Genomic DNA, 21,505 nt, shown 5'->3' with positions numbered 1-21,505 from the left:
AAACGTCATATCACTCATCGAATTCTCAACTACCTCTCCGGCGGTCGCACCCGGTTGCCTCGGCCAACATGAACTTTTGCTTTCAGGTTTCCCGGCTGCCCTAAGACAGACGCCGGGCCTTCATTTTCGCGAGAAGGGGTTTGCTGACGGAACCGACCACAAAAAGTGCCGCGACGGTTAGGAAACCGAGCGAGATCGGGTCAGTCAGGAAGACTGAATAGTCGCCACCCGAAACCACGAGTGCCCGGCGGTAGTTGCTTTCGACAAGGAAGCCGAGAACCAGGCCAAGCACGGTCGGCAGGAACGGAATGTTCAAAAGTCGCATGAAGAAGCCGACAACGCCTGCGGCGAGAACAAGACCCAGGTCAAAAAGACTCTGGTGGATCGAAAATACGCCTGAGAATATGAGCGCAAAGATGAACGCGTTGAGATAGGCGCGCGGGCGGTTAACCAGCCAAATGCACGGCCCCATCATTGCCATGCCGATAAAGAGTTGGGCGATGGAGGCAACGAACAGTCCGCCATAAAGGCCGTGCACCACAGAAGCCGATTTGACAAAAATCATCGGACCAACGGTGATGCCGTGGATCAAAAAGCCGCCGAGCAGAACCGCGGTCGAGTTCGAGCCCGGAATGCCAAAGGCAAGTAGTGGAATGATGGCCGTTGCCGAAACGGTATTGTTGGCGGTTTCCGGTGCCGCGATGCCCTCGGGCGATCCCTTGCCGAACTCCTCCTTGTGGCGTGACCAGCGCTTTGCCTCGTTGTAGGCGATGAACGAAGCAACCGTTCCGCCGGCACCCGGCATGATGCCCTCAAAAGTGCCGACCACATTTCCGATCATCTGCGAAGGCAACAAGCGCTTGGCCAGCTTCCACCCGGGGAACTGGATTCTGGCCTTGCTCTCCATGCGGATCGGCGCCTCTTTCTGCGCCGCCTGCACAAGGAGTTCGCTCACCGCGAACAGGCCGACCATAACGAGAACCGGTTCGATTCCGCCGAGCAGTTCGGCCGTGCCGAAGGTGAACCGGTTCCCGCCGGTCACGGGGTCAGTACCAATGGTCGCGACCATCAGGCCAAACACGCCCGCAATCATGCCTTTGACCAGCGAGCCGCCCGAAAGGGTGACGATCACGCTCAGGCCCAGAATGCCCAGCGCAAAATAGGACGAAGGACGGAAGGAAAGCGCGATGCGCGCCAGAGGTTCGCTGAGAACAACCAGCATCACAAGCCCGAACAGGCTGCCGATAACACCGGAGTAGAGCGAGATGCCGAGCGCGAGGCCGGCTTGCCCTTTCCGGTTCATCTCATATCCATCAATCACTGTGGCGGCCGCGGCATTGGTGCCGGGCGTGCGGATCAGGATCGCAGGTATCGAGCCACCATATTCTGCGCCGACATATGTCGAGGCCAGCAGTATGATTGCCGACGATGGGTCAAGCGCATAGGTAAATGGCAACAGGAGAGCCATCGTTATGGATGGCGACAGTCCTGGAAGCGCTCCACCAAGTATCCCCCAGGCAACCCCTATGCCGGCCATAAGGATGGCAGGCGTGGTGAACAGGACCTGGACGGACTGAACAAGCGTGTCCAAAGCGATAATCCTGAATTAGAAGAATGTAAAAAGCTCGCCAGCAGGCAACGGGATGGCGAGAACGACAACGAAAAGAAGATAGTAGAATGCGGCGCCGACCACGCCGATCGCAAAGACCCGCCACGTCAAAGCCGCGCCACCGTAGAGGGCCGCGACAACGATAAGCGCGGCAACAGCCGGCACATACCCTACCGTCCTGACGATCAGAAGGTAGGCAACGCCGATGGCAAGCAGTCCGCCCGCGCGTGCGATACCCGCCAATCCACCCCGCTGGATTTCCTCTGCTTCATCGTCATCGACAACCACGTCGGTAGCCATCGCGGTGTTTGACAATCGGCGTTTCTGTCGTTTCGACATAATCGCCTGGACGCAGAGAATAATGCCCAAGGCGATCATGGTTGCCCCAAGCACTTTGGGCAGCCCTGCCGGACCTATCGCATCGTCAAGCGAACTCGCCCTGATCTGAAGGGAAGTGGCGAAGTAGCCAACACCAAGCAGGGTCGCCAGAATCCCGCCTATCAAGTCCCGCGTCATCGAAATTTCATCCCTCTCGCGCAAAAGCTGGAACGGAATCCAGCCTTGGAAGCGAGCTTCGAAGCGACAGTCACTTGATGACGCCTGTCTGCTTCAGGAAGGCCTCGGTTTCAGCCGCGAAACTCTCGATGAACGGGCCGTATTCCGCATGAGGGATATAGTCCGGCCGAAGGTCGGATGCTGTGTAGGCCGCCTTGTATTCAGGATTCTCGAGAACTTCGGGGATAGCCTTCTCCCACGCAGCTATGACATCGGCCGGCAGACCCTTTGGGCCGGCGATTCCGCGGAATTTCCGCGCGACCACGTCATAACCAAGAGATTTGACGGTCGGCACATCAGGCAGGGTTTCAAGCTTTTCATCGCTGAAAGTCGCCAGGATGCGGATCTGCTTTGCTTCCAGTTGCGACTTCACCTCCTGCACTTCGCCTACACCGACATCAAGCGTCCCATTGAGGACGTTGATCATCATGTCGCCACCGCCTTCATGGGTAACGATCGCGGCGTTTTGGGCGCCGGCAACCGCTTTCAGGCGTTCCAGGAGTTGCCGCTCGAGCGAAGCCGGATTAGCTGCTCCCCAGGTACCGCGTTCTGCCTTGGCATGGTCTATGACCGCCTGCAGTGTTTCGTACGGACTATTGGCCGCCGTGTAGATCACCTCTGGATCGGTAAAAACATTCACCACCGGCTCCAGGTCCTTGTACGTCGCATCTGGATTGCTGAGGAGCGAGGTGTAAATGAATGTCGGTGTCGTCGCGTAGAAAATGGAACCGTCTGCGGGTGCCGATGCAAGGCGCGCCAAGGCGTTCGCGCCCGAGCCGCCTGTAACGTTTTCAACGATCACGTTGGCGCCCAACGCGGACGATAGATATTTCGACAACTCACGCAAGAACACGTCGCTGCCTCCACCCACACTGGAGTGTGTAACCAGCGTTACTGTGTCTTTCGGATAGTCTTGCGCGGTTGCAGGCAACGAAAATGAGACGGCGCCGAGCGCCAATGCGCCGGCTGCGAATAGGTATCCCCTCATGAAGCCCTCCCAGAGCTCACGTAAGCTTTTAGTCGGGTGAACGAAGAGCTTGCTGCACCTCATCTCCCAATAGCCGGACACTGATAGCCTATTTGTAAATTGTCAAGTGTCTACAATTCTCAGCACGATAACATTTTCTCGACCTCGCCCAAATTCGGCCTGCGAGAATTACCGACGAGCAACAAGGAGCGAGTCGACAATCGTTGGCGAACGTCCTGCCTTTGCGAACATCCACGACTGTTAACAAGGAAAGGAGACACTTAGTGGAGCTAAGATGCTGCATCTTCGCAACCGGCAATGCCATCGGCATGAAATGATATTATTTTGTGGGAGCACATCGGCAAAAGTGCCGACTGTATTGAAGGCACACACAAATGCCACCGCACCCAAAGTGCTGGTCAGCTCGCTACCTCAGATTTTCGTAATTCAAATCGCGCGGCGTTGCTTGCGATAGCGCGCGAACTCGGTCAGAGCCGTCTCGGTCAGCGGCCGGCACAGCGCAAAGCCTTGCAGCAGGTCACAACCCATGTCGCGCAACATCTGGGCGTGCTGCATTGTCTCGACGCCCTCCGCCACCACTTCAATGCCAAGAGACTTGCCGATGTCGATGATGGAAGCGACCACTTGGCGTTGCTTGGGCGACTCCACGATCGGCACGATAAGCTGGCGGGCGATCTTCAGGCGGCGCGGCTGAAGCCGAAGCAGGCTGACGATCGACGCATAGCCGGTGCCGAAATCGTCGATCTCGATGTCTATGCCGAGCTTCTTGATTTGCTCGACATTGCGCACGACGACTTCATCGTTTTCATCGAGAAAGATCGACTCGACGAGTTCGAATGAAACCGCCCCGGATGGAATGTCGAGCTTGTTGAGGCTCTTGATCAATTCCTCGTCGCGCAGGCGTCGTGCCGACACGTTGACGGATGTCCGCGGTATCGGCAGGCCCGACAGTTTCCACCGGGCAAAATTGGCCAGCGTCTGCTCGAGGATCACCTTGTCGATATCGGCAACGACGTTCAGTTCCTCGGCCACGCCAAGGAACGCGTCCGGCGTCAGCAGCCCTTCACGAGGATGGTTCCAGCGGGCCAATGCCTCGACGCCAGCTATTTCCAGGGTCCTTGCATCGAACTGAGGTTGGTAATGCGCGCAAAATTCATTGCGCTCGAGGCCGCCCAGGATTTCGTCAGCCACGCGTTTGGTTCTGACGATCTCGGCCTGCAGGGCTTTGCTGAAAAATTCGTGTCGGTTGCGCCCCATGCTTTTTGCACGGTAGAGCGCGATATCGGCATTCACCAAAAGCCGCCGCGAATCGGGCAGATCCGCATCCTCAAGCGCAATGCCGATGCTGACACCGAACCGGCATTGATGGCCATGATAGTAAACGGGCTGACGCACCTGAGAAATAATCTCGTCGGCCAGCACGCCAAGTTGGTCCGGATCGAAGCCCGAACGGCATAGGACGACAAACTCGTCTCCACCGATGCGGGCAACGAAATCTTCCGGCCTGACGACAGACTTCAGGATCGCAGCCACATGGATCAGCATGGCGTCGCCTGCCGCATGGCCAAGCGTATCGTTGATCTGCTTGAAGCGATCCAGATCGATATGCAGGATAGCGATCTTGCCGGATGCAAAAGAACCAGCGCGCTTGAGTTCGCTATCCAGATACCGCCGATTGGGCAGTCCGGTCAGGGAATCGTGCAGCGCATCATGCTCTATGCGCGATTGCGCCTCGACCAGTTCCATATTCCGGATTTCGGCAAGATTTTTCGCACCCTGCAGTTCGCGCGTCAGCGTGATATCGGCCGTAACATCCCATTCAGCGCCGACAAGTTTGGGCGTCTCGTCACCGTCCTGGTAGCGGACCGCACGCGCCCGGATATGCTTGATCTGTCCATTGGGCAAAAGCAGCCGGTATTCGGATGAGTAAAAGCCCTGGGCGACCCCACGCTCGAAGTCGATCCTGGCGCGCTCCCGATCATCGGGATGGACGGCATTCGCCCAATCTTCAAGGCGCCTTTGGGTTCCGTCTGCGGGCCTGCCGTAGATTTCGTTGAGGCGATCGTCCCACCAGACCACATTCGTCTGCAGGTCGAGTTCCCATACGCCAAGCTGCGACGCATCAAGCGCCAGTTCCAACCTTCGCGACAGCCTGCGCAGCCTTTGTTCGCTGTCGTGCAAGTCGCGATAGTGTTCCTGCCTTTCCCTGAACAACCTGCCGGCAACGGTAATCGGCCCGATGACCAGCAAGCCGCCGGCGAGCAGTATTGCCCTTAGCAGCCATGAGTTGGTGCGGGCGGAATCCCATCCGCCCACGGGAACCGCGTCGATTTGCCAAGACCCGGTTGGAAGAACAACCTGCGCTGTGACCGGCTTGTCATCGGTTATGCGAGCGTCGCCGTAGAAGCGGGCGCCCCTACCGCCTAGGGCGTCCTTTCCGGTCAATGCGATTTCAATCGGCAGGTTTTCATCGAGAAGGCCAGAGTCCTCATAAAGCTCGTGCATGTCGATGACTGCGGAGATCACACCCCAAAATGTCTCGTTGGGCTCACCCCGGTTGAGAAACACCGGAAACCGGCCGATAAACCCCTGCCCGCCCTGGCGCAGGTCGACCGGCCCAGCCAGTATCATTTGGTGTGTATCGCGGGCCCGGAGGGCCGCTTCGCGCTGCTTTTCGTCCTTGTTGTAGTCCAGCCCTACCGCTTTCTCGTTCCCTTCCAGCGGGTACATCAAGGTAATGACGAGGCCGGGCGCGCCGGCGATATTGCGAAGCTGGCTCTCTTCCTGGAACACATTCTTCGCAAGCTCGGCAAAGCGGTCCTGCTTCATATCCGGTTCAGTGACAATCGTTGCGACAAGGCCGCGGACAAGCTGGATATCAGCGTTGATGTGGCCTTCGAGCTTGGCGCGAATGAGATTGACGTGACTGGCAACTTCCGCCCGCAGCGACTGCTCTGACACGATCTTGTTCTGATAGTCGGCAAAAAACGCGGCCAGCAAAAGCACGGCCGTTGCGATCGCCGCGGGGATGTTCGACCATGTTGCTACGGCATGCCAAAGCCGACGAAATTTGACGATAGACAAACGCATCGTACCGCTGATGTTAAACGCACCTGTGGCGTCTCGCGGTCACCTTAAATGCAACTAACTTAAATTAGCCTTGCAGTGTTACGTACAAAACACTGAAAGGTCGTTCGGCTCTCGCCACTTCATCATGTGGCCCAAACGAGCGCCCGCAGTGGTCCCGAAAATCGATTTCAGCGCATCAGCAAAAAGTGTATCACCGCTTTCGCTACACGAAATTCCATTCGGTTAAGACATTGCATGATAGATTCTCGTTGTGTCATTGAGACCCCATCGAACCCGCTGAGATGTTGTAGCAGCCGATGAGCGAAGACAAAAACCCGGAATATGTCGAAGCGCTGGCGCGCGGCCTTGCCGTCATCGAAGCATTTGACGAATCGACGCCGGAAATGACGCTGACCGAGCTTGCCCGCAAGGTCGACATGTCGCCCGCCACGGTCAGGCGCAACCTGCATACGCTTGAGGCGCTGGGTTTCGTTCGTCGCAACCACAAGCATTTCCTGCTTGCGCCGCGCATCCTCACCCTGGGTTCAGCCTATCTGAAGGCAGTTCGCGTCGACGAAGCCATCATGCCCGAACTTCATCGCATCACCGAATTGTTCGGCGACGCCGCCAATGTCGGCGTGCTCGACGGTACCAACGTCCTCTACATAGCCCATGTGTCCGAAACCCGGGCAGCGCGCCGCATGGCCAGCATCGGCGTCACCTACCCCGCTTACGCGACGTCTATGGGACGCGTCCTGCTGGCGCATTTGCCGCCGGAAGACCTCGACGCCTATTTCCAGAAAACAGAGTTGCGCAAGCTCACCGACGTCACCGTCACCAATGAAAAAGAGATGCGCAAGATTCTCGCAGACGTCCGGGTCAACGGCTACTCGGTTACCGTTGACCAGCTCGACTACGGCATCACGGCGCTCGCCGTGCCGATCCGTGACAACGTCGGCAAGGTAGTGGCTGCCGTCAATACATCCGGCTATTCGCCGCGACTGAAACCGCAGGACCTTCTGGAGCAGCGGCTTGCCGAGTTGCAGGTGGCGGCTGCCCGCGTCTCCAACCTGCTCCTTCGCTACCCTGCCCTGCTTCACTCGCTCGGCATGCACTGAGGTATCGGGCCGACTGATGAGATCGGCCGTTTCGATAGCTGTCGTAAACAACCGAGGATAAGCAAACCAAGCCTTGCGCGCTCACAAAAGCACGGCAGGCCAGAGGGGCTTGCCTGCTCGCGTCTCACCGACCTCGCCCTCATTTCACTTATGTACAAAAACCGCCTTGCCACGCTTGACAACCACATGTCGGAATCTTCATAATCCGAAAATAATTTCGCCTGACGAATTTTTGAGTTGAGGACACGCTGCCAGGAGGGCGGCTCCTCGACTGGGGAGGCAAGGGGTTGGCACCGCTACGCGTTGCAGTTCTGATTGGAAGTTCGAGGCCCGGTTCCGTGAACCAGAGCCTTGCCAAGGCGATGATGCGCCTCGCGGGAACAGACATTACCTTCGACGTTCCCCAACTCGACGACTTGCCTCTGTTCAATCAAAGCCTCCTCGAGGCTGGCATGCCCTCGCCTGTCCTTCGCTTGCGAAAGTCGATCGAGGCTGCCGACGGCATTTTGATTGTGACGCCCGAGCACAATCGCTCGATCACCGCGCTCCTGAAGAACTCGCTCGATTGGTTGTCGCGGCCCGCCAATGCCAATTCCTGGACAGGCAAGCCGGTGGCAATCGCCGGCGCATCCCTCGGGCGACTGGGCACGGTCGCTGCGCAGCAGCATTTGCGCGCAATATTGGGTTACCTCGACATGCCCACCATGGGCCAGCCCGAGGTCTACCTGCAACTGACGCCAGGCATGATCACGGGCGACGGCGAGATCGCCGACGAATCCACCAAGGCATTCCTGCAGGGCTACATGCAAAAGTTCCACCGCTGGGTGCGCACCCACTCCCGGGTCGCAGAGCCGGTTCTCGGCTGACGGTTTGAGCGTGCGAGAAAAATCATGAAAATCGGCAAACAGACCTCACCCTTCCAGTCCATCTGCACGTCCAATCCCGAGACGATCATCGTGCGTGGTCACGATCTGGTCGAAAATCTCGTCGGGGAAATCTCATTCACGGACCACATCTGGCTTCTCATCACCGGCCAGATGCCGACGGATGCGCAGCGCCGTATTCTCGACGCGACGCTGGTTGCCATCGCCGAACACGGCATGGTGCCGAGCGTCCAGGTCAGCCGCATGACCCTTGCCGCCGCACCCGAGGCCCTGCAGGGAGCGGTCGCGGCGGGCCTCTTGGGCTGCGGCTCCGTCATCCTCGGCGCCTCCGAAGCTGCGGGCCGTCTTTATCAGGACATCGTCGACGAGCAGAAGACTGCTGCCGGCAGCATAGATGCGGCGACGGAAACCGTGCTTCGCCGCTATCGCGCTGAAAAGCGCGCCATTCCGGGCTACGGCCACCCCCTTCACAAGGGTCGGGACCCGCGCGCCGAAAAGCTCATTTCACTAGGTGAAAAAGTCAAGACCGCCGGCATTTATGCGCAGATCGCGCGAGCGGTCGAGCGTATCCTGCCCGAAATCATCGGCAAGCCCCTGATGATGAATGTCTCCGGCGGGATTCCTTGCGTGCTGCTCGATGCCGGCTATCCACTGCTGGCGTTGAAGGGCGTTCCGCTTCTGGCGCGCACCGCCAGCCTGGTCGCCCATTTGCTTGAAGAGCAGCAGCGCTCCATCGGCTTCATCATGTCCAGCGGCGCGGCAAGCGTCATCAGCTACGACGGTCCGGCTCCGGACGGCTTCGTAGCCAACGAGAATTAAGGCAAGCCATGACAAGCGTATTGAACGGAATTCGTATCGTCGAGCAAGGCACCTTCATCACCGGCCCCTGTGCCGGCATGATGCTGGCGGATCTCGGGGCAGATGTCATCAAGGTGGAATCGGCAGGCAACGGCGACCCTTACCGCGCCTTCAAGACAGGGTTCTACAGCGCCCATTTTCAGGCCTACAATCGTAACAAGCGCGCTATCGGGCTCGACCTGAAAGCCCCGGCCGACAGGGACGTTTTCTACCAGCTTATCGCCCAGTCCGATGTCTACATCCAGAACTTCCGCCCCGGCGCGGCCGCCCGCTTCGGCGCCGATTTCGACACTCTTATCAAGATCAATCCGAAGCTCATCTATTGCTCGATCAGCGGTTTCGGACCCGACGGTCCTTATGCGCAGCGGCCCGTATATGATTCCGTCGCCCAGGCGGTCAGCGGCTTCCTCAGCGTCGCCATCGATCCGAAACAGCCACGCTTCATCGGCCCCGCCTTGGCGGACGCGATTACCGGCATCTATGCCTCGCTGGGAATCTCGGCTGCATTGGTCGAACGCAACAGCACCGGCAAAGGCAAGCGCATCGACATCTCGATGCTGGAAGCGATGATGCACTTCGCGGTTGAGCCATTCATGGGCTACTTTGCACTTGGCGAAGAACCGAGCGGCACCGACCGGCCACGGCTGGCGCAGGCCTACATCATGCGTTGCAAGGACAACAAGCTTTTCGCCTTCCACCTCTCATCGTTGGAAAAGTTCTGGGACGCGTTGGTCGAGGCCATCGACGCACAGCACCTCAACGCCGACCCGCGCTTTGCCACGCGTCTCCTGCGCATCGAGAACTACGATGCACTGAATGCGGAACTGAACGCCATCTTCGCAACCCGCAACCGGAGCGAATGGAATGAACGCTTCTCGGCTTTCGACGTGCCGTTTGCCCCGATCAACTCGATCTCGGACGTGGTCAGCGATCCGCAGGCGCAGCACCTCGAAATGATCGTACCGGTCGCAAACCGTGTCGAGGGAGCGCACAAATCCGTGCGTCCGGCCTATTCGTTCGATGGCGAAAAGGCGCAGAGCGTCAGTGCGGCACCGGTCATCAACCAGCATGGCGACGCAATCCGCGAAGCGCTGGCACACTCGCCAAAGGCGTGGCCGCAGCGCGAAACAGAGACCAAAACGCCGGCAAGCAGCGCAGCGATAGCCTGAAGCAGGCCAACAGGAGGAGAACCTATGGCAAAGTTGGCAGCCGTGCTGGCCACGACACACCACCCCTTCTATCTGAAGGCGACGACCGCACCGGCGGATCAGCAGATTCCCGAAGCGCCTGAATGGAAACGCAAGGTCGAAGCCTATCGCGAAACCCTGACCAAGGCAGAGCCGGAACTTCTGGTCATGGTCGGCGCGGACCACTTCCACCAATTCTTCCTCGACAATTACCCGCAGTTCCTGATCGGTAAGTCGCCGCGGTATGACGCGACGTTCTATAATGAGGAGCGCGAATTCGGCATTCCGAAATATGTCCTGGAGGGCCATGAAGATCTGTCGAACTTCATGCACAAGGGTCTTCTGGCACGCGGTTTCGACTTCGCCTTCAGCAACGAACTGAAGCTCGACCACTCCATCATATGCCCGATCATCACCACCCGGCCGCAGGCTGACCTTCCCGTCGTGCCGATCTACACCAATATCTTTGCGCCGCCCCTGCCCTCGCCAAAGCGCTTCTGGGATCTGGGACGCGCCATCCGCGAGATCATCGACGAATATCCGTCCGACAAGCGCATTGCCGCGATTGGTAGCGGACATCTGTCACTTGAACTGGGTGGGCCGCGCCAATTCCGCGAAACCGGTCCCGATCCCGAGTTCGACAGGCAGGCCATCGAATGGCTTTCCACCGGCAACATCGACGCCATTCTCGAAAACGTCACGCATGAAAGCATGGCCCGGAGCGGCAACGCCACCCACGGCTTCATGGACCTTATCCTGATGATGGGTATCGCCGGCCCGATCCCGGCGGCTTATTCCGATAGCCTCAGCCTTTTCCACACGATGGAAGCCTACATCACCTGGTACCCGGAAGGAGCGGCGCAATGAGCAGATATTACGTCAACAAGTTCCTGTTCACGGTCGATCGGGACTCGGAACTGCTGCGCCGCTATAAGGAAGACCCGAGAAGCCTTGTCACGACCTGGGAACAGTCGATAGGCCCCAAGCTCAACGACGTGGAGCGCTCGACCGTCCACTCATTGACGGAGGCCGAACGTGACGCCCTGATCAACCACGATATCGTGGCGCTGTTCGAGATGGGCGCGCATTTCTTCCTGTCGTTGACGATATTCATCGCCATCTACGACGAAGACTGGATGCAGAAATACGGGCCGCTTTCCTTCCAGCGCGACTTCGCCAAGCGCCTCGCACATTGGGAAGGCCGCGACTATCCGCCCGTTGGCGAATAAGTTCGTTGCATCTCCAGCAGTGCCGGCACAACTTTTGGCCCTGCCTGAACGGGGTTGAGAGCAGTACGCCTCGCCAGTCCCAAAATGCCAGAAACTCCAGCCGTCTCGGTCTATCGCGACCCGGGCGGCTTTTGCGTTTTCGGGCATCAGGCAGGCAGCGACAGCAGCTCAACTTCTTTTTCAAAAAATCGACGTTGCGCGAAAAATATTTCGTTGACCGAAATTTCAGACGATGTTAGAGTTCTTGGTATTGGTGGGAGGACCAACGATGAGAAGCGCAAAAGCGCCAATCGTCCCTTTGGCCTTACCTCCGTCATTGCGAGCAAACGAGGTTTGGGGCGTATGGACGGCGTAAGACTTCAGATTTCCAACCTGCATAGCGGCTATGTGACGCCTGATCGCGGTTTGGTGCCGACGGTGGACGGCGTCGATCTGGCGCTGAACCGCAATGAATTCGTATCCATCATCGGCCCAAGCGGCTGCGGAAAGTCCACCCTCTTCAACGTCATCGCCGGTCTGCTAAACCCGACTTCCGGCGAAGTCGCGCTGGACGGCAAAGAAATCGTCGGGCGGCCGGGTCACGTCGCCTACATGATGCAGCGCGACCTCTTGCTGCCCTGGCGCACCATCCTCGATAACGTCGTACTCGGCCCCGAGCTTGCCGGCAAACCGATGGATGCCGCCCGTAATCGCGCAGCGGCACTCCTGCGCCGCTTCGGCCTTGAAGGCTACGAGAACTCATATCCGTCTTCGCTGTCGGGCGGCATGCGTCAGCGTGCAGCTCTGTTGCGCACCGTCCTGTGTGACCGTTCCGTGGTGCTTCTCGACGAGCCCTTCGGCGCACTGGACGCTTTGACCAGGGCAACCATGCACGAGTGGCTGCTCGGCATTCAGCGTGAATTCCAGCAGACCATGATCCTCATCACGCACGATCCCGATGAAGCAATCTATCTGTCGGACCGCGTCTATGTGGCGACACCGCGGCCGATGCGCTTTGCCGGCATCGTCCCGATCGAACTGCCGTACGACCGCGGCCGGGACGTGACCATGACCCCTCAGTTTGCCGACCACAAGCGGCAGGTCCTGGCCCTGCTGCGAGGCGACAAAGGCGCACTCGACGCCCTGCATTGAAAATTCGGCGCAACGACCCGCCGGACCAACAATTCGACGAAGGCACCGTAATGACCGCGCAGAAAAGCAGAAACGCTTCCCTCCTTTCGTATCTCGGCGATGCGGCGCTGCCGCTTGGCATCGTCGTGGCGCTGCTCGCCCTGTGGGAAGCCGCCGTCCATTTGTTGAAGATCCAGCCCTTCGTGCTGCCGGCGCCGACCGAGATTTTCAAAGAACTCCTCATCAGCGGCCCGACTGTGATCCTGCCCCAGTTGCACGTAACCCTGATTGAGACATTTGCAGGCTACTTCGCTGCGGTGATCATTTCGGCGATCCTCAGCGTGCTGATCCTTTATTCGTCCACGTTCCGCCGTGGCGTATTGCCCCTCATCGTCGCCTCGCAGACCATTCCGATCATCACCATGGCCCCGGTTCTGGTCATCTGGTTCGGCTACAACAGCCTGCCGCGCATCATCATCACCGCGATCGTCGCCTTCTTTCCGCTCACCATCGCCGCTGTGACCGGACTGAAAAGCCTCGAGCCGCAGTTCATCGACTTCTTCCGCTCGCTCAATGCGACGCCGGCGCAGATTTTCTTCAAGCTGCGCCTGCCGGTTGCGCTGCCCAGCATCTTCGGTGGCTTGAAGGTGGCCGCCACGCTCGCCATTATCGGCGCCACCATCAGTGAGTGGGTCGGTGCGAGCCAGGGCATCGGCTACCTCATCGCCCAGGACACCGCGCTTCTCAACACAACCCGCGTATTCGCATCGCTGACCGTGCTCGGCGTTGCCGGCATGGCGTTGTTCGGCCTTGTCGGGCTGATCGAACGCCTGTCCATGCCATGGATCTACGCCCGCCCGTCAATGGCGTGGTTGCGCGCCAGTCAAAACCCCAGAGCTCCCGCCGCGGCGGTCGCTCGCCCCCGGCAGTGACCGCCGCCAGATTGGAAGTTCTTCACCAGCCTAGAAACGAAAACCCAACCATAACAAAGACGTACAACCGTCGCATTCAAGGGGAAGCAAATATGACTGCCTTCAGACTGAAGCCGTGGACCATCGCCGTTGCCGCGCTCACTTCCACAATTGCGTTGACCAGTTCAGTGCTGGCGGCTGACCTCACCAAGTTCAGATACGCGCTGATCGCCAAGCCCGGCATTTGGGACGCAGCCGTCATCAACGGTATCGACAACAAGTTCTTCGCCGACGAAGGCCTGGAACTGGAGCTGATTTCGCCGACCTCGCCCGCCGACGGCCTGAAGCTTGTCGCCACCGGCGGCGCTGAACTCGCCACGGCCCACTCCACCGACGTCATCACGGCCCGCAGCAAGGGCCTGCCGGTGGTTTCGATCGGCGCCAACCACCAGACCGGCACGACCGGCATCCTTGTTCCCGCCGAAGCCGGTGTGAAGGACCTCAAGCAGCTTGAAGGCAAGAACGTCGGCATCACCGGCATTCCCTTCAACAAGGTCATGCTGGAGCACAGCCTGAAGGCGGGCGGTGCCGACCTTTCCAAGGTCAACATCGTCACCGTCGGCTTCACGCAGATGCCGCTTCTGCTCAGCCAACGCATCGACGCGCTGGGCGACGCCATCAGCTGGGACGAGCCGCCGATCTACAACGTCCAGATTAAGAAGCCTGCCGACGACAAGTCGACCTACACCTACTTCACCTTCACCGACTACGGCGTGCCGCGCTTCTACACCTTCGGTCTCGTTGGCGACGAGGAAGCGTTGAAGAAGAATCCCGACCTCTACAAGAAGTTCCTGCGCGCATGGTGCAAGAGCGTCGAGTGGATGATCGCCAACCAGTCTGCCGCCGCCGACGGTGTCATCAAGCAGATCCCGTCGATCAGCAAAGAAGAGGCAGTGGTTTCGCTTGCCGAGATCGCACGCATTTCGGTCAGCGCCGAAACGGAAGCAAACGGTATTGGCTGGCAGGACCCGGCCGTCTGGGAGAAGCAGGAGAAGTTCATGTTAGAGAACGGTCTGATTTCGGCCGATGTCGACGTCAACCAAGCCGTCACGAACGACTACCTGAAGTAATCTTCCAGGCGGCATCTGCCGCAGGCACGGTCGGGTTCCGGCAAGACACCCGACCGTGCCCTTTCATTGTCAGGGGGCGGCGAAAGCGCGAAAGCCGACCTCTCAAAACAAGCAGTTCACACGACAAGGACTTTCAGACATGACGGCTATCATCGACCAGGCAATTGGCAGCTATCTCATTCGCGGCGGGGCGGTAATCACCGTCGATCGCGCGATTGGCACGCTGCCGCGCGCAGATGTGCTGGTTCGCGATGGCCGCATCGAGAAGATCGCAGACGGCATCGAGGCCGCCGGGGTCGAAGTCATCGATGCCAGCAACATGATCGTCATGCCCGGCCTGATCGATTCCCACTACCATATGTGGAGCGCGCTTGGCCGCAACTTCATCTCCGATGGCGGTTATGAGTACTTCCCGGCCAAATGGGCCACCGCAGCACTTTACGATGCCGACGACTTCTACAACAGCGTCCGCCTCGGACTGGCCGAACTTGCCAATGGCGGCGTCACAACCGTGCACAACTGGTCGCACAACAACCGCTCACCGGCACACCTCGACGGCGAATTGCGGGCGCATCGGGATTCGGGTCTGCGTGCCCGCTACGCCATGGGCCACATCGACAAGCTGCCCGTCGATCAGGTCAACCGCTACGAAGACCTGCCTCGCGTCCAGAATGAATGGTTTGCCGATCCATCCAGACTGAAAGGCTTGGTGCATCTCGGCGTAAACCTTCGCGGCCCCATCCAGAGCAACATCGAAGTCTTCTACCAGGAAATGGAAATGATGCTGAAGCTCGGGCTTCCGGTCGCGATCCATGCCAGCCAGGCCGCGCCGAACAGCGACGATGCCGCCGATTACGAACGCCGCGGCTTCCTCGGCCCCAACTTCCTTTTCTGCCACTACATCGCGGCAACAGACAGTGACCGCGCCGCGATGGCCCGCACCGGCACACCGCTCAGCTACGCGACGCACTCTGAACTGCGCCTTGGCGAAACCGGCGACGCACGCCGCGCCCTGCTCAAGATGCGCGAAGCCGGCGTAATGATCTCGCTCTCCTCGGACGCCACCTCGCTTGCCCCGCCGAACATGCTCGAAAACATGCGCCTCACCTGGAACATGGGTGTGCCTTGGCAAGGCACGGACACCGCGCACTTGTCGCCGATCGGCCTCCATGAAGTCATCGAAATGGGCACCATCAATGGAGCGCGCGCGCTTGGCCTCGGTGATGTCACCGGCTCTCTGACCCCCGGCAAACAGGCAGACATCATCCTCATCCGCACGGACGACGTGAACATCGCCCCTCTGGCAAACATCGAGGCAACGGTCGTCATGTCGGCAACGCCGGCCAACATCGACACTGTCATGGTCGATGGCCGCATCCTCAAGCGTGGCGGCAAGCTCGTGGGCGCGGATGTGCCGGCTATTGTGGGCAATGCAGGCAAGTCCGCCATGCGTATCCGCACGGCCGCCGGTGGCATCCTCGCCCCTCAATGTCCGGGCTGTGCAGGAAATGCCGTCTATCGCGCAACGGCCTGCTAGTCGGAGCGGAAACCCGCTACTTTCCAAACTCAGAGGGGATGGGCGTGCTTGAACAGATAGTCGTGTGGTCGCTCGCACTCATCTTCGCCGGATCGGCCTATCTCAACCTCACTCGGCCGGATTTTGTGACGGAAGAGTTCGCCCATTGGGGCTATCCAACGTGGTTACCAATTGCGGTCGGCGTTGCGGAACTGCTTTCGGCAGGCGCGCTGCTCTTTGCATCGACGCGCGACTATGGCGCCCTGCTCTCTCTTGTGGTGCTGGCTGGAGTGGTCTTCTCGCTCAGCAAGACGCGGGAATGGCTGCGCATGCAGTTTCCACTCCTGATGGCCGCCCTGTCCTTCGGTCTTTTGCTGTAACGGCAGCAAACCGAACTGCTGCATGCCCGCAAACCTGATGCGAAATCAGTCCTGTCGAGCAACGCCCGACGGATAGCGGCTCGGTGCGCAAACGTCAGCGCGTGCAAGCATGTGCACCGCAAGCATAGGCTGCGTCTCAATGATCGCAGAAGCGCTGCGTCTGCTTGCGATTTTTCCACTCAATGAAAATCTCTTCCTCTGCCCCAAGTAAAATACTCGCGAGGCACACCCTCTCCCTCGCAAGTAGCATTGACAAGCATAAGTCCGCAGTTACTCTCCAATAACGAAAAAGATTTCGCTTAGCGAAATATATGGAGGAGCAAACTGTGATTACGAGACGGAATTTCAACAGGCTGGCAGCCGTAGCCGCTACCAGCATCGCCATGCCATCGGTATTGAGCGGCAGGGCTTTCGGACAGGACAAGCCAATTCGCTTCGGCGCCAGCATATCGCTCACCGGCCCGCTTTCCGGCACCAAGAACGGCCAGATCGGTTATGAACTTTGGCGCGATGACGTCAATGCGGCAGGCGGCTTGCTCGGAAGACAGGTCGAGCTCGTGCTACTCGATGACCAGAGCTCGGCGTCGAACATCCCGGCCATCTATTCCGCGCTCGCCGATGTCGAAAAATGCGACGTTCTGTTTGGACCTTACGGTGCCAGCCTCACGGCTCCCGTAATGCCCTTCATCAAGCAGCGCGACCTGTTCATGATCGGCATGTTCCCGCTTGCGGCTAACGAAAAGGCCCGCCACGACAAGTTCTTCCATAGCGCCGCATGGGGTCCGAATTCCGGAACGGATTGGGCGCGCGGTTTCTTCGACCTTGCCAAATCGGTCGGCGTAAAACGCGTCGCCATTCTCGCCAATGACCTTGAGTTCTCCAAGAACGCCGCGGTCGGCGGAGCCAAGGTCGCGGAAGAATATGGCATGGAGATCGTCTTCAACCAGAGCTACCCGCCGAATACCTCCGATTTCTCATCGATCCTGCGCAACATAAGTGCCGCCAATCCCGATGCGGTATTCGTCGGCTCATATCCCGCCGACAGCACGGCGATCATCCACGGTATTCGCGAGATCGGCCTTCCCGACAGCGTCCAGATATTCGGCGGCGCCATGATCGGCCCGCAATACGGGTCGCTTCTGAGTTCGCTTGGTCCGGAACTGAACGGAGTGGTGAACAGCCACTTGTTTGCCCCTGAGCCGACGATGCAAACGCCTGAGATCAAGAAATTCTTCGATCGTTACGTGCCTATCGCCGAGAAGCAGGGCGTCGATCCGCTCGGCTATTACGTGCCGCCGTTCTACTATGTCGCCGGCCAACTTGCGGCTGCCGCAATCACCGGCGCGGGTTCGCTCGATCAGGCCGCGATGGCCGCCTGGCTTCACGGCAATACCGTCGAAACCATTGTTGGCCCAGCCACATTCAACGACATCGGCGACTGGACGAAGCGCCGCGTCCTGATGGTTCAGATCCAGAATGTAAAGGGCAATGATCTCGCCCAGTTCCGCGAACCGGGCCACCAGGTCATCCTTGATCCTCCGGAACTAAAGTCCGGCGAGTTTATCCATCCCTACAACAAGGCTCGCGCCAGCTAGCCGCCACCACGCACGAGACGGCGAAGCCGGGCAAGCCAACGCCCGGCTTCGGACGAGGCGATATGACAACACTGGACATCCTTCTGAACGTGCTGGTTTCCGGCGTGCTCTTCGGCAGCATTTACGCCGTCGTCGCGCTCGGGCTGGCAATCACATTCGGCATCCTGCACATCCCGAACATCGCTCATCCTGCACTGGTCATCATGGGCGGATATTTCGTCGTTCAGGCGAACCGGTTCGGCATCGACCCGTTGATAGCGGCGGCCCTCGGCATCGTCCCTTTCTATCTGCTCGGTATGCTGCTATACACTTTCTATGCCAACACCTTTGAACGGCGCGGGCGCGCCGAGGTGTTGCAAAGCCTCACGCTCTTCTTCGGGCTGTCACTTGTCATAGAAATCTTTCTCGTTCTGGTCTTTGGGTCCGAACTGCAATCAGTCAGCGCGCCCTACATCGGAACCAGCCTGAAGCTCGGCCAGATCACCATTCCCGGTCGGCTGCTCGTCCCGGCCTTGCTTGGGCCTGTCACCATCGGCCTGCTCTGGCTCTATTTCAAATACACCAATTCCGGCACCGCCATCCGCGCGGTTGCCCATGACGAACGCGCGCTTTCCATCGCCGGACTGGACCCGGCTGCGGTCAAGCGCCGGGCCTTTGGGCTGGCCACGGCCACTGCCGTCATCGGTGGCGCAGCCCTTGTACTGATCGGGCCGATCGACCCGTTCGGTGGCCGTTTCCAGATCGGGCGCGTCTTCGCCATTGTCGTCCTTGCCGGGATGGGCTCAATCCCGGGCACGCTGGTCGTGGCGATAATGCTCGGCATCGCCGAGTCCCTCGTATCCTCTTACCTCAACCCAGCCTGGTCCCCCGGCGTTGCCTTCGCCATCCTGCTCGCGGCACTCGCATTGCGTCCCCAAGGGCTGTTTGGAGCAGCGCGATGACACGCAACAGCAAGATTTTTCTCGCAGCGGCACTGGCCGTCTTGCTCGTAGGCCTTCTCGCTCCGCATGTGCTGAAGAACCCTTTCTATTTCTTCGCCGGTTACGTCATCTTGCAATACGTCGTCATTGCCACAGGCTGGAACATCCTTGGAGGCTATGCCGGCTACATCAATTTCGGAGCTGCCGGGTTCTTCGGCGCAGGGGCCTACGCATCCGCGTTCCTGTTCAACACCTTCGACATTCCGTTGTGGGGCGGCCTCGTCGCCGCCTGCCTGATCGGCGCACTGCTGGGCGTCCTGATGGGCTACCTGACGCTGCGCATTCAGGGCGTTTACTTTGCCATCGCCACCTTGGGGCTGGTCATCATTCTTGAAACGATCATCCATAACATTCCCGCACTCGGCGGAGCCCGCGGAATAGTCGTCTACGGCCCTCCGCCACCTGCATGGGCGGCAGGCCCTTCGCAATACATGTTCTTCCTCATGTTGCTCATTGCCGTCGCCAGCGTGTCGTTGGCGCGCTGGATGCAGATATCCTGGGTCGGGCGCGGTCTGCGTGCCGTTCGCGCCAGCGAGAACGCAGCGGAATGCTCCGGCGTGCCGACATTGCGGCTGAAGCTGCTTGCCTGTGCCGCCAGCGGTGCGGTCCTGGCTGCAGCGGGTGCCCCCTATCCATTCTACACTTCCTTCGTCGAACCGGTCACGGTGTTCAGCCTGCTCATCGGCCTCAACGCCATTGCCATGCCGTTGATCGGCGGCACGCGAACCTGGCTCGGCCCTGTCATCGGCGCCCTGCTCCTGGCCTCCACCCAACAGATCGCCACCATCACAATATCGTCCGAACTGAACATACTTTTCGTCGGCATCGTCCTGATCGCGTTCGTCGCGCTGGCGCCGAATGGCATTCTGGGCCTTGTCGCTCGTCGTTCAAGGGAGACACCGCGATGAGCAGCCCGGTCCTTTCCATGCACGGCGTCGAAAAGTCCTTCGGCCTGTTCCGGGCGCTCGGGCCAGTCGATCTCGATCTCATGCCGCAAGAGCGGCTCGGCATCATCGGGCCAAACGGCGCCGGCAAGACCACGCTCATCAACTGCATCACCGGCGTCTTGAAGCCAGACAGCGGCTCGGTGAAATTCGAGGGTGCCGACATCACCGCCCAGCCCAGCTTCAAGCGCGCGCGCCTCGGCATCTCGCGTACCTTCCAGATTCCACAGCCATTCAGGGGCATGACGGTCACCGAAAACCTGCTCGTTCCGCTGGACTATCTTCACGGCACCACAAACAAGCATCGGCGCGCCGCCGAAGTGCTGGACTCGGTCGGATTGTCGGCCCGCGCCGCGCATCCTTCGGAAGACCTGTCCCAGCTCGAACTGCGCAAGCTCGAGCTGGCCCGGGCACTCGTCGGCAATCCCAAGGTGCTGATCGCCGACGAAGCGATGGCCGGCCTGTCGGAAGCCGAGATCGACGAGGTTCTGGCAATCCTGATGAGGCTCAACCAGCAAGGCGTCGCGGTCATCATGATCGAGCACATAATGCACGCCGTCATGCGCTTCTCCCAGCGCATCGTGTGCTTTGAAATGGGGCAGTTGATCGCTTCCGGCACGGCCGAGGAAGTGACCAGGGACCCCAAGGTGCAGAAGGTGTATTTCGGTGAACAGGCTCATCATTGAAAATCTGAGCGCCGGATATGGCGCGGTGTCTGTCCTCCACCAGGTGTCGATTGAAGTCTCCGAAGGGGAATTCGTCGCCCTGCTCGGCACCAACGGCAACGGCAAGAGCACGCTGCTCAACTGCATCATGGGCTTCATCAAACCCACCAGCGGCCGCATCGTGTTCGAGCGGGATGGCCACGCACTCGACCTAACAGCACTGCCTCCGCACGAAATCGTCCGTCGTGGTCTTTCGATGGTACCGGAAGGCCGCAGGCTCGTGCCCAGCCTCTCCGTCGAAGACAATCTGAAGCTGGCCGGCAGCAACCCGGTCGTGCGCGACCGTCTGAACGAAAATCTCGCCTACTGCTACCGCACTTTCCCGCTCCTGCTTGAGCGCAAGACACAACTGGCCGGCACGATGAGTGGTGGCCAGCAGCAATTGCTGGCAATCGCCCGCTCGCTGATGACCGTTCCGAAGATCGTCGTCGTCGATGAGCCGTCAGTCGGCCTCGCGCCAATCGTGGTCAGTCAGGTCATCGAAGCGATCCGGACCCTGCAGCGGGAGAGCAACCTGACCATATTGATGGCGGAGCAGAGCTTCCTGCAGACCATCGATGTCGCGTCGCGGGCCTACATTCTGGCCCATGGTCGCATTGCCCGTCACTTCGACAGAAATGCCGGTGCAATCGATCAGGAAGAGATACGCAGAGCGTTGCTCGGAGCAAGTTAGATCAAGTCATTATGTAGTAATATCAATATAATGAGCCAAGATCA

20 protein-coding genes are annotated in these 21,505 nt (G+C 59.4%); 16 read left to right on the top strand and 4 right to left on the bottom strand.

Annotated features, from left to right (window positions below; all coding sequences use genetic code 11):
- Nucleotides 1–100: 100 nt before the first annotated feature.
- The 4 genes from ACODTY_RS03555 to ACODTY_RS03540 form a co-directional block, all read right to left on the bottom strand.
- Nucleotides 101–1,591, bottom strand: coding sequence for a tripartite tricarboxylate transporter permease (locus ACODTY_RS03555; protein WP_488992898.1), 1,491 nt, complete (start codon nt 1,589–1,591; stop codon nt 101–103).
- A 15-nt stretch (nt 1,592–1,606) separates the two neighbouring features.
- Entirely contained in the window at nt 1,607–2,125 is a 519-nt protein-coding gene (locus tag ACODTY_RS03550) for a tripartite tricarboxylate transporter TctB family protein (RefSeq protein WP_488992897.1), read from the bottom strand.
- Between the two features lie 70 nt (nt 2,126–2,195).
- Nucleotides 2,196–3,122: a Bug family tripartite tricarboxylate transporter substrate binding protein gene (locus ACODTY_RS03545; RefSeq protein WP_488992896.1), complete on the bottom strand. Its 927-nt coding sequence runs from the start codon at nt 3,120–3,122 to the stop codon at nt 2,196–2,198.
- A gap of 456 nt (nt 3,123–3,578) precedes the next feature.
- Nucleotides 3,579–6,242 (bottom strand): bifunctional diguanylate cyclase/phosphodiesterase, encoded by a 2,664-nt coding sequence (locus tag ACODTY_RS03540; RefSeq protein ID WP_488992895.1) that lies wholly within the window; start codon nt 6,240–6,242, stop codon nt 3,579–3,581.
- A 296-nt stretch (nt 6,243–6,538) separates the two neighbouring features.
- On the opposite strand from ACODTY_RS03540, the gene ACODTY_RS03535 reads away from it, so the two are divergent.
- The 16 genes from ACODTY_RS03535 to ACODTY_RS03460 all read left to right on the top strand — a co-directional run bounded on the left by ACODTY_RS03535 (nt 6,539) and on the right by ACODTY_RS03460 (nt 21,461).
- Nucleotides 6,539–7,339, top strand: a complete 801-nt coding sequence (locus ACODTY_RS03535) for an IclR family transcriptional regulator (RefSeq protein ID WP_488992894.1) — start codon at nt 6,539–6,541, stop codon at nt 7,337–7,339.
- 287 nt (nt 7,340–7,626) lie between these two features.
- A complete protein-coding gene (locus ACODTY_RS03530) occupies nt 7,627–8,205 on the top strand; it encodes an NADPH-dependent FMN reductase (protein ID WP_488992893.1) in 579 nt (192 codons plus the stop codon).
- A gap of 24 nt (nt 8,206–8,229) precedes the next feature.
- Complete coding sequence (locus ACODTY_RS03525; RefSeq protein WP_488992892.1) at nt 8,230–9,042, top strand: citryl-CoA lyase; 813 nt, start codon at nt 8,230–8,232, stop codon at nt 9,040–9,042.
- 8 nt (nt 9,043–9,050) lie between these two features.
- Nucleotides 9,051–10,250: a CaiB/BaiF CoA transferase family protein gene (locus ACODTY_RS03520; RefSeq protein WP_488992891.1), complete on the top strand. Its 1,200-nt coding sequence runs from the start codon at nt 9,051–9,053 to the stop codon at nt 10,248–10,250.
- Between the two features lie 24 nt (nt 10,251–10,274).
- A complete protein-coding gene (locus tag ACODTY_RS03515; RefSeq protein WP_488992890.1) occupies nt 10,275–11,135 on the top strand; it encodes a DODA-type extradiol aromatic ring-opening family dioxygenase in 861 nt (286 codons plus the stop codon).
- Nucleotides 11,132–11,497 carry a hypothetical protein gene (locus ACODTY_RS03510; protein ID WP_488992889.1) on the top strand — a complete coding sequence of 122 codons (366 nt, stop codon included), beginning with the start codon at nt 11,132–11,134 and terminating at the stop codon, nt 11,495–11,497. Before ACODTY_RS03515 ends, ACODTY_RS03510 begins: the two co-directional genes overlap by 4 nt.
- Before the next feature lie 342 nt (nt 11,498–11,839).
- Entirely contained in the window at nt 11,840–12,628 is a 789-nt protein-coding gene (locus ACODTY_RS03505; RefSeq protein ID WP_488992888.1) for an ABC transporter ATP-binding protein, read from the top strand.
- Nucleotides 12,629–12,753: 125 nt separating this feature from the next.
- A complete protein-coding gene (locus tag ACODTY_RS03500; RefSeq protein WP_488992887.1) occupies nt 12,754–13,539 on the top strand; it encodes an ABC transporter permease in 786 nt (261 codons plus the stop codon).
- A gap of 92 nt (nt 13,540–13,631) precedes the next feature.
- On the top strand, nt 13,632–14,648 hold the full coding sequence (locus ACODTY_RS03495) for an ABC transporter substrate-binding protein (protein WP_488992886.1): 1,017 nt from the start codon (nt 13,632–13,634) through the stop codon (nt 14,646–14,648).
- 139 nt (nt 14,649–14,787) lie between these two features.
- On the top strand, nt 14,788–16,185 hold the full coding sequence (locus ACODTY_RS03490; protein WP_488992885.1) for an amidohydrolase family protein: 1,398 nt from the start codon (nt 14,788–14,790) through the stop codon (nt 16,183–16,185).
- A 44-nt stretch (nt 16,186–16,229) separates the two neighbouring features.
- On the top strand, nt 16,230–16,544 hold the full coding sequence (locus ACODTY_RS03485; protein WP_488992884.1) for a DoxX family protein: 315 nt from the start codon (nt 16,230–16,232) through the stop codon (nt 16,542–16,544).
- Between the two features lie 326 nt (nt 16,545–16,870).
- Nucleotides 16,871–18,139, top strand: a complete 1,269-nt coding sequence (locus ACODTY_RS03480) for an amino acid ABC transporter substrate-binding protein (protein ID WP_488992883.1) — start codon at nt 16,871–16,873, stop codon at nt 18,137–18,139.
- Nucleotides 18,140–18,201: 62 nt separating this feature from the next.
- Nucleotides 18,202–19,080, top strand: coding sequence for a branched-chain amino acid ABC transporter permease (locus tag ACODTY_RS03475; protein WP_488992882.1), 879 nt, complete (start codon nt 18,202–18,204; stop codon nt 19,078–19,080).
- A complete protein-coding gene (locus ACODTY_RS03470; protein ID WP_488992881.1) occupies nt 19,077–20,027 on the top strand; it encodes a branched-chain amino acid ABC transporter permease in 951 nt (316 codons plus the stop codon). Before ACODTY_RS03475 ends, ACODTY_RS03470 begins: the two co-directional genes overlap by 4 nt.
- On the top strand, nt 20,024–20,749 hold the full coding sequence (locus tag ACODTY_RS03465; RefSeq protein WP_488992880.1) for an ABC transporter ATP-binding protein: 726 nt from the start codon (nt 20,024–20,026) through the stop codon (nt 20,747–20,749). The genes ACODTY_RS03470 and ACODTY_RS03465 overlap by 4 nt, the downstream gene beginning before the upstream one ends.
- On the top strand, nt 20,730–21,461 hold the full coding sequence (locus ACODTY_RS03460) for an ABC transporter ATP-binding protein (RefSeq protein WP_488992879.1): 732 nt from the start codon (nt 20,730–20,732) through the stop codon (nt 21,459–21,461). Before ACODTY_RS03465 ends, ACODTY_RS03460 begins: the two co-directional genes overlap by 20 nt.
- The last annotated feature ends 44 nt before the right edge of the window (nt 21,462–21,505 follow it).

This window comes from Mesorhizobium sp. FG116, assembly GCF_057809835.1.
This window is presented reverse-complemented; position numbering and strand designations above follow the sequence as displayed.